Raw genomic sequence first — 9,253 nt, forward strand, 5'->3', positions numbered from 1 at the left:
CTCAAGCAAACAATCAAATTGGCAAAACATTAAATTCTATCATAGTGTTACATGGAAGTCAATGAAAATTCGACAATATTCTAGTAATTTTTCAAACTATTACCTTGGAATACCTATATTTAATGCATCCTGGATTGTTTTTACACCGATTACCTCAATATCTTTTGGATATGTCCAACCATCCAGATTGTTTTGCGGACAGATGACACGTTTAAATCCTAGCTTCGCCGCTTCTTGTACCCGCTGTTCAATCCGAGATACTCGTCTAATTTCACCGGTTAATCCAACTTCTCCAATAAAGATATCATCAGGCTTTGTCGGAATATCTCGAAAGCTTGATGCAATACTAATTGCAGTGGCTAAGTCAATTGCCGGCTCGTCCAGTTTAACTCCTCCAGCAACCTTTATATAAGCATCTTGGTTTTGAAGCATTAGTCCAACCCGCTTCTCCAATACAGCCATTAATAAGGACACTCTATTATGGTCAATCCCCGTTGCCATTCTTCTTGGATTCCCGAAGCTAGACGGTGATACAAGAGCCTGGATCTCTACCAGTATTGGCCTCGTGCCTTCCATCGAAGCTACTACAGTAGAACCAGCCGACCCTTGGGACCTTTCTTCTAGAAATATCTCAGAAGGATTTAACACTTCGCGTAGTCCTTCTTCTTTCATTTCAAAAATACCCATTTCATTCGTGCTTCCAAACCTATTTTTTACTCCACGTAATATGCGGTAAGTATGATGCCTTTCTCCTTCAAAATAAAGCACGGTATCCACCATATGTTCCAGTAACCGTGGTCCAGCAATGGCACCTTCTTTAGTAACATGTCCTACAATTAGAATCGGAATTCCACTAGTTTTTGCAATTCGCATTAGTTCACTTGTACACTCTCGTACCTGTGAAACACTACCAGGAGCACTAGTTACTTCCTCACGATAGATCGTTTGGATGGAGTCTATAATAACCAGTGACGGTTTTAATTGTTCAATATGGTTGGAGATACTAAGTAGATTTGTTTCAGCCAATACATATAGTGAATCAGAACTAACTCCCAATCGATCAGCTCGAAGCTTGGTTTGCCTTGTTGATTCCTCACCGGAAATATATAAAACTGGCAGTTGCTTTTTGGCAAGCTGCTGAGAGACCTGCAGTAATAAGGTAGACTTACCAATACCCGGATCTCCCCCTATTAAAACAAGTGAGCCAGGAACTATCCCTCCACCTAATACACGATTTAATTCCTTTAAATCTGTTGAAATACGTGGTTCTTGTTTGGATACGATAGATGTTATCTTTTCCGGCTTACTTCCTGCAGTTGTTATACCGCTAAATGTATGTCTTGTTTGTTTACCAGTAATGGAGGTTTCCTCTACAAAACTATTCCAATTATTACAACCGGGGCATTTCCCCATCCATTTTGCGGATTCGTAGCCACATTCTTGACAAACAAACTTTGTCTTTACTTTTGCCAATCCTATTCAGTCCCTTCGGATATCTCTATTATATACGTTTACTATTCCTCTATGGTTACAGAAATCTATCAATTTAAGTCAAATTTCCTAAAGTCTGCCACATATTAAGAAAAATTATAAGTCATGTGGGGCATTCAAATTAGATAAATAACTCTTTACACAAGGTTGTTGTTTCTCTAGTTAATTTATATTATTTGGGAGCAACATACCCGCGAAGGAAATACACTCCGCACTCGCTGAGCGGCTGGTGAGCCTCCTCAGAGCTAAAGCTCTTGCGGGGTCTCACCGATGCCTATCCTCCCGCAGGACAAGGAACGCTACGAAAGCGATACATCGCACGCAGAAAAAGTGATTTTCTTTTTCAAGGAGTCTCCGTGTATTTCCTTCGCTAGTTTTGAGTGAAGAAATATAAGAAATTAAAACTAACACAATAATTATTTGCTATCTTAAATAAGAATAATTAAACTAGTGCAGGCAGAATACGGAGACTCCTCGAAAATGAAGAGCAATTTTCTTCGTGCGATGATTATGCTGCCGGCCTTCCTTGTCCTACGGGAATAGCACGTGTCCGAAGACCCCTAGAGAGGCGAACTTTCCTCGAGGAGGCTGAGGCCGTGCCCGTGGAAAGCGGGGTATTCTGCCGGAGCGGTGTCGTACCCCTATATCCATTAACTAATGGTATCTAACTTCTTACCGCACAGTTTCTATCAATAATATAATTAACAACAATCATTTACTAAACAGCCTTACACAAACAAATTTCTTATCCGCATCGTATCATATTTTCCAGTCAAAATAAAAAACTAGAAGGATAATTCCTTCTAGTTTTTAGTTCAGAATTCACCAATTTTATTAGGATAAAATGATAAATTCTCCTTTGTTATTAAGACCGATTTTTACCTTTTCTCCGATTTTTATTGTACCTTTCAACAACTCTTCAGATAAAAGATCTTCAATATTTTTTTGGATTGAACGACGTAATGGTCTTGCACCATACTCCGGATCAAATCCTTCATTAGCAATCTTCTCTACCGCTTTATCTGTAAGTGTAAAGTCAATATCTTGCTCCACCAAGCGTTTTTGAACGTCTTTTATCATTAATGTTACGATACTCTTCATGTGTTTCTTCTCTAAAGAGTGGAACACAATTGTTTCATCGATTCTATTTAGAAATTCTGGGCGGAAAGCCTTCTTAAGTTCATCGAGTACTTTCGATTTCATATTAGAATAGTCTTTTCCGTCCTCTTCTAAATTAAATCCAACAAACTTATTTCGTTTTAATTCACTTGCCCCAACATTGGAAGTCATGATTAATACGGTGTTACGGAAGTCTACTACACGACCTTTTGAATCTGTTAAACGTCCATCTTCCAGCACCTGTAATAAGATATTAAATACTTCCGGATGGGCTTTTTCTATTTCATCTAAAAGTACAACAGAATACGGTTTTCTACGTACTTTTTCAGTTAATTGGCCGCCTTCTTCATATCCAACATATCCTGGAGGTGATCCGACTAAACGTGATGTAGAATGTTTCTCCATATATTCAGACATATCAATTCGGATCATTGCATTCTCATCCGCAAACATTGCTTCTGCAAGGGCACGTGCTAATTCTGTTTTTCCGACCCCTGTTGGTCCTAAGAAGATAAAGGAACCAATTGGACGTTTCGGATCTTTAAGCCCTGCTCTAGCCCTTCTAATCGCCTTTGAAATGGCTTTAACGGCTTCTTCCTGACCAATTATACGATCATGTAAGACTTCTTCTAGGTTAAGTAGTCGTTCACTCTCATCTTTTGTTAATTTGGAAACAGGTACACCGGTCCAGATAGAAACGATACTTGCGATATCTTCTACTGTTACCTGGGAATCTTCTTGACCCTGTTTTTCTTTCCATTCATTCTTCGTCATCTCTAACTCTTCACGAAGTCGTTGCTCTGAATCTCTTAAAGATGCTGCTTTTTCAAATTCTTGACTCTGAACTGCTGCATCTTTTTCTTTACGTACTTCTTCTAGTTTCTGTTCTAAGTCCTTTAAGTTTGGTGGTACTGTGTAAGAACGAAGTCTTACTTTTGAACCAGCCTCATCAATTAAATCAATTGCCTTATCCGGTAAAAAGCGGTCGGTAATATAACGGTCAGAAAGATTAGCAGCCGCTTCGATAGCCTCATCGGTAATAGTTACACGGTGATGTGCTTCATAGCGATCTCTCAACCCTTTTAGAATTTGAATTGTCTCTTCCAGTGTTGGTTCATCTACTTGAATCGGTTGGAATCTTCGTTCTAAAGCAGCATCTTTTTCAATATATTTACGATACTCTTCTAATGTAGTAGCACCAATACATTGTAGCTCTCCACGTGCTAGAGATGGCTTTAAGATATTGGAGGCATCAATAGCACCTTCTGCACCACCAGCACCTATTAAGGTGTGTAATTCATCAATAAATAAAATAATATTCCCTGCTTGTCGAATTTCCTCCATGACTTTCTTCAGACGATCTTCAAATTCACCACGATATTTAGTTCCTGCCACAACCGTACCCATATCAAGTGTCATCACGCGCTTATCTCGTAGTGTCTCAGGCACTTCATTGTTGATAATTTGTTGTGCAAGACCTTCTGCAACAGCTGTTTTACCCACACCTGGTTCTCCGATTAATACAGGATTGTTCTTTGTACGGCGACTCAATATTTGAATAACACGTTCAATTTCTTTACTTCTCCCAATAACGGGATCAATGTTTCCTTCCTTTGCACTAGCAGTTAAATCACGCGCAAGAGAATCCAGTGTCGGTGTATTCGCACTAGATGCCTGCCCACGACCTTGTCTACCGGCTTGTGACTCATTACTACCAAGTAACTGAAGGACCTGTTGTCTAGCTTTATTTAAGCTCACACCTAAGTTATTTAGAACTCGAGCGGCAACCCCTTCACCTTCGCGAATTAAGCCAAGTAATATATGTTCAGTACCAACATAGGAATGACCTAGTTTACGAGCTTCATCTTGTGATAGCTCCACAACCTTCTTTGCTCTTGGGGTATAATGTATGGTTTGCATTGGTTGCTTCCCAGTTCCAATTAGCTTTTCCACTTCTTCTTGAATCTTAGAAACTTCTAATCCCAAAGATTCCAAAGCTTTTGCAGCTATTCCTTCCCCTTCACGGACAAGTCCTAGTAAAATATGTTCCGTTCCAATATTATTATGACCAAGACGCACAGCCTCTTCTTGGGATAGTGCTAGTACTTTTTGAGCTCTTTCAGTAAAACGTCCAAACATCATATAAGATTTCCTCCTACCTATTCCTCAAATTGTAATCGTTCTCGAATTAAAGACGCTCTAAGTATATCTCTCTCCGCCATTGTTAACGTCTTCTTTGCGTAGTGTTGTAAAAATCCGGGTTGAGTTAAAACCATCAGTTCATTAAGTATATTACGAGAAACATTTTTAATGATTCCTAAATCGATTCCTAATCGAACATTCGATAAACATCTAGCTGCTTCCTTGGATTCGATAATTCTACTATATTCTAAAACTCCTAATGAACGGAAGATACGGTTCTCTAATTCCATTCCGGATTGTTCAAGAATTCTTGTTCTCGCTTTGCGTTCATGTTCTATTAATTGTTGAACAACACTCTCTAAGTCCTCTATGATATGCTCTTCTGCTTTCCCAAGTGTAATTTGATTTGAGATTTGAAAAATATTCCCTAAAGCTTCACTACCTTCTCCATATATCCCTCTAACGACAAGTCCCAACTGGTTAATAGCTGGCATCATCCTATTTATTTGTTTCGTCATTGCAAGGGCTGGTAAGTGCATCATAACAGAGGCTCTCATACCCGTACCAACATTGGTAGGACAGCTAGTTAAAAAACCACGTTTCTCATCAAAAGCATAATTAACCTTATCTTCTATCCAATCATCAAATTCTAGTGCTTTATTCAAAGCTTTGGTTAATTGTAAACCTGGAAAGTAAATTTGAATACGAATATGGTCTTCTTCATTAATCATGACCGATACTTGCTCATTATCCGAGATCAAAGTTGCTGCTGCCCCTTCTTTTTTAGCAAGTAATGGACTTATGAGGTGCTTTTCTACTAATACGCTTTTTTCGATTGCAGTTAAATCACGTATAGAGACAAACTCGAAATTTTGATATTCTTCAAATGATTGATGTTCGTAATGTCTTTTAAAGAACTCTCTAATTTCCTCTAATTCCTTTTGATCAGCAATGATAGGAAATGGCACATCAGCGAAATTTCTCGCTAAACGAATGCGACTACTTAAAACAATGTCATGATTTGGACCTTGTTCTCGCATCCAAGGACTAATCGCCTCATTCATAAAGTTTTGAAGTGTCACCTACTATCACCTGCTTCTTTCTGATTAATTTTAGCTTCTAATTCCTTAATTCTATCCCTAATAACAGCAGCTTGTTCAAATTCCTCATTCGTAATTAATTCCTGCAGCTGTGCTTTATACGTAGCAACTTGTTTCTTTAGATGCAAATTGCCACCTTTTCGTTTAGGTATTTTCCCACGATGTTCCGTGTTTCCACTATGAACACGTCGGAAGATAGGATTTAGATTTGCAGAAAAAGTGTGGTAACATTCCCCACAACCAAACTTACCAATCTGTTTAAACTCCGAAAAAGTTAACCCACATTTCGGACATTGATGTTCTTTTTCTTTTTTGATATGGGCACCTGGTGTGTTTACATGACTTGTGTCAAAGTTGAATAAACCTGTTAGTAAATTATGAAGGGAATATCCTTCTTCTGGATAAGTCATATATCCCTTTTCCTTCGCACATACTTCACAAATGTTAACTTCCGTTTTATGGCCATTAATTACTTGTGTATAATGTAGGGTGGCTGGTCGTTCTTGACATTCATGACACTCCATTGTTTTTCCCCCTTACCGTTAAACTAAAACCAGTACATCGATTATAAATACTTTAAAGTCGTTAACATGGCAGTTAATATACGTGATCTAATTTCATCTCTTAAAGGCAATTTAAAAGCTAATGTTTCCCTACTTACTCCATTAGCCATAATCTTGGCTTCTCTAGCTGTAATAATCTCTTCCTCTACAAGTCGTTCTAATACGTCGTAGGCTGCTTGTTGTGTAACTGTAGGATTAATTAACCTAATAATTTCATCGATCATGTCTGATTTGTCTCGATGCCTTACTCGAATGATACGAATATAGCCTCCACCACCACGTTTACTTTCCACTATATAGCCTTTTTCAATGGTAAAGCGAGTATTTATTACATAGTTTATCTGCGATGGAACACATTGGAACCGATCTGCAATTTCACTTCGCTTTATTTCGATGGCATCTTGACCTTTTGCTTGTAATACCTTTTTCAAATATTGTTCAATTACATCTGAAATATTGCTCAATTGATTCCCTCCCTAATTTCAAGAGTGGTCCATAATTTCTTTCCTGACTTTGACTAACTTTGACTATACTTTTATTATACTTCAATTTTAATCAGATGCAACCATTCATACCCTATCTATTGTTGACAAATTAATAAAAAACAAAACAAATTATCTGAACTTTTTTCTCATCTATTTCGAGATGAAAGAACTTAAGTAAGGATTTTATTTTTAGAAGGAAAAACCCCGTATCACTTTTTCCATGTACGGGATTTTACTGGTGGTTATCTTTCAGAAACGCTTTTCACTGCATCAATGCTAGAAAGACTTTCAAACAATCTAATTCGATTAAGTTCTTCGTTCGGTTCCACTTTTATAAAAATACTGCGTAGATCATTTTCTACCTTTAATACCTCAACCTGCCTAACTTTTATATTACTTTCTTCAAAAACTGAAACAACCTTATTAATGGCAAGATTAGGGTAAGAGACAATCTCAACAACCATGGAGCTCTTGCCTTTCGTAAAGAGCTTTTCAAAATTATTTAGGAAAACTAGACTTAACAAGATGATTAACGTTGTAAATAATGCAACGGCATACATGCCAGCACCAACGACTAAACCAAGTCCAGCAACAGCCCATATTGACGCCGCAGTAGTTAAACCTCTTATAGTACCACCATATACCATAATAGTTCCAGCACCGAGAAATCCGATCCCACTAATAACATAAGATGGAATTCTTGCTGGATCAAAACGTACATTATCATACTTTTCTATGTAGGCTTCAAACCCATACAACGATAGCACCATCATCAAACAAGAGCCAACTCCAACAAGGATATGAGTGCGAAATCCTGCAGAGTGGTTTTTTAATTCTCTCTCAAATCCTATTAACCCTGATAAAAGCAAAGCAATAAGTACACGAACTATTATAAGTAAAAAGTGTTCATCAATTAAGTGTGAAAGAATTGCATTCATATTTATCTCCTCTTTTATATATATTATCAGTTTAGTCTGTCAAAATGTAAATATGAGTTTTGAATTATTTTATGAAGCCCTAGTTCAATTCTGAACTAGGGCTTCATTGTTATTATTTAATTTCTTCGACAAAATTATATTCTTATGGGAATGGATTATAACATTTTTATAACCAAAAAAGCCAAGAGACGAATAAATCATCTCTTGGCTTCATTTGCCTGGCAACGTCCTACTCTCACAGGGGCAATGCCCCAACTACCATCGGCGCTGAGAAGCTTAACTGCTGTGTTCGGTATGGGAACAGGTGTGACCTTCTCGCCATCATCACCAGACAATGGACAGGTTATTCAAATATAATTTTGAATTTATACCCTAAAAACTAAATAAGAGTAAACAACGAATCAAAAAGTTAGTTAAGTCCTCGATCTATTAGTATCCGTCAGCTCCACGTGTCACCACGCTTCCACCTCGGACCTATCAACCTCATAGTCAAACGCTCTATCCAATTGAGCTACGGGCGCATATGGTGCCGAGGACCGGAATCGAACCGGTACGGTAGTCACCTACCGCAGGATTTTAAGTCCTGTGCGTCTGCCAGTTCCGCCACCCCGGCACTATATGGAGCGGAAGACGGGATTCGAACCCGCGACCCCCACCTTGGCAAGGTGGTGTTCTACCACTGAACTACTTCCGCGTCTATTAAATTAATGGTGCGGGTGAAGGGAGTCGAACCCCCACATCCGAAGATACTAGATCCTAAGTCTAGCGCGTCTGCCAATTCCGCCACACCCGCATAATAAAATGGTGAGCCATGTAGGATTCGAACCTACGACCCTCTGATTAAAAGTCAGATGCTCTACCGACTGAGCTAATGGCTCATTTCGAATTCATGTTGCTTAGTATATCTAATTATAAGAATAACATTCATCCAGAAAAAATGGTGCCGGCCAGAGGACTTGAACCCCCAACCTACTGATTACAAGTCAGTTGCTCTACCAATTGAGCTAGGCCGGCAAATGGTGGAGGATGCAGGGCTCGAACCTGCGACCCCCTGCTTGTAAGGCAGGTGCTCTCCCAGCTGAGCTAATCCTCCGCCTGGCGGCGTCCTACTCTCGCAGGGGCAATGCCCCAACTACCATCGGCGCTGAGAAGCTTAACTGCTGTGTTCGGTATGGGAACAGGTGTGACCTTCTCGCTATCGCTACCAGACAATATCTTAAAATGAAGACAAGATATATTATATTCATTTCTTGAAAGAAATGCAAGGGTTTTTAAAAAAATAATTTATACCCTAAAAACTAAATAAGAGTAAACAACGAATCAAAAAGTTAGTTAAGTCCTCGATCTATTAGTATCCGTCAGCTCCACGTGTCACCACGCTTCCACCTCGGACCTATCAACCTCATAGTCTCTAA

The 9,253-nt window shown here is 38.8% G+C and carries 6 protein-coding genes, 6 tRNA genes and 3 rRNA genes; all 15 read right to left on the minus strand.

Features of this window, described 5'->3' with window-relative positions:
* Positions 1-99: 99 nt before the first annotated feature.
* A complete protein-coding gene (radA, locus tag BN999_RS10885) occupies positions 100-1,473 on the minus strand; it encodes a DNA repair protein RadA (protein ID WP_096271398.1) in 1,374 nt (457 codons plus the stop codon).
* Positions 1,474-2,325: 852 nt separating this feature from the next.
* On the minus strand, positions 2,326-4,752 hold the full coding sequence (gene clpC / locus BN999_RS10890) for an ATP-dependent protease ATP-binding subunit ClpC (protein WP_096271399.1): 2,427 nt from the start codon (positions 4,750-4,752) through the stop codon (positions 2,326-2,328).
* Between the two features lie 17 nt (positions 4,753-4,769).
* Positions 4,770-5,834 (minus strand): protein arginine kinase, encoded by a 1,065-nt coding sequence (locus BN999_RS10895; RefSeq protein ID WP_096271400.1) that lies wholly within the window; start codon positions 5,832-5,834, stop codon positions 4,770-4,772.
* A complete protein-coding gene (locus tag BN999_RS10900; protein ID WP_096271401.1) occupies positions 5,831-6,376 on the minus strand; it encodes a UvrB/UvrC motif-containing protein in 546 nt (181 codons plus the stop codon). The genes BN999_RS10895 and BN999_RS10900 overlap by 4 nt, the downstream gene beginning before the upstream one ends.
* A gap of 41 nt (positions 6,377-6,417) precedes the next feature.
* Complete coding sequence (locus tag BN999_RS10905; protein WP_096271402.1) at positions 6,418-6,879, minus strand: CtsR family transcriptional regulator; 462 nt, start codon at positions 6,877-6,879, stop codon at positions 6,418-6,420.
* 263 nt (positions 6,880-7,142) lie between these two features.
* Positions 7,143-7,838 (minus strand): MgtC/SapB family protein, encoded by a 696-nt coding sequence (locus BN999_RS10910; protein WP_096271403.1) that lies wholly within the window; start codon positions 7,836-7,838, stop codon positions 7,143-7,145.
* A 216-nt stretch (positions 7,839-8,054) separates the two neighbouring features.
* Positions 8,055-8,170, minus strand: a 5S ribosomal RNA gene (rrf, locus tag BN999_RS10915).
* A gap of 192 nt (positions 8,171-8,362) precedes the next feature.
* A tRNA-Leu gene (locus tag BN999_RS10920) sits at positions 8,363-8,451 on the minus strand.
* A 6-nt stretch (positions 8,452-8,457) separates the two neighbouring features.
* Positions 8,458-8,532: transfer RNA gene (locus BN999_RS10925), tRNA-Gly, on the minus strand.
* A gap of 14 nt (positions 8,533-8,546) precedes the next feature.
* A tRNA-Leu gene (locus tag BN999_RS10930) sits at positions 8,547-8,631 on the minus strand.
* A gap of 9 nt (positions 8,632-8,640) precedes the next feature.
* Positions 8,641-8,716: transfer RNA gene (locus BN999_RS10935), tRNA-Lys, on the minus strand.
* Between the two features lie 60 nt (positions 8,717-8,776).
* Positions 8,777-8,852, minus strand: a tRNA-Thr gene (locus BN999_RS10940).
* Between the two features lie 3 nt (positions 8,853-8,855).
* Positions 8,856-8,931 (minus strand) — tRNA-Val (locus tag BN999_RS10945).
* Positions 8,932-9,047 (minus strand): 5S ribosomal RNA (gene rrf, locus BN999_RS10950).
* Positions 9,048-9,166: 119 nt separating this feature from the next.
* Positions 9,167-9,253, minus strand: a 23S ribosomal RNA gene (locus tag BN999_RS10955); the annotation flags it as partial.

The sequence above is a fragment of the Paucisalibacillus globulus genome (genome assembly GCF_900184735.1).
GTDB classification, from domain to species: Bacteria; Bacillota; Bacilli; order Bacillales; family Amphibacillaceae; genus Ornithinibacillus; species Ornithinibacillus globulus_B.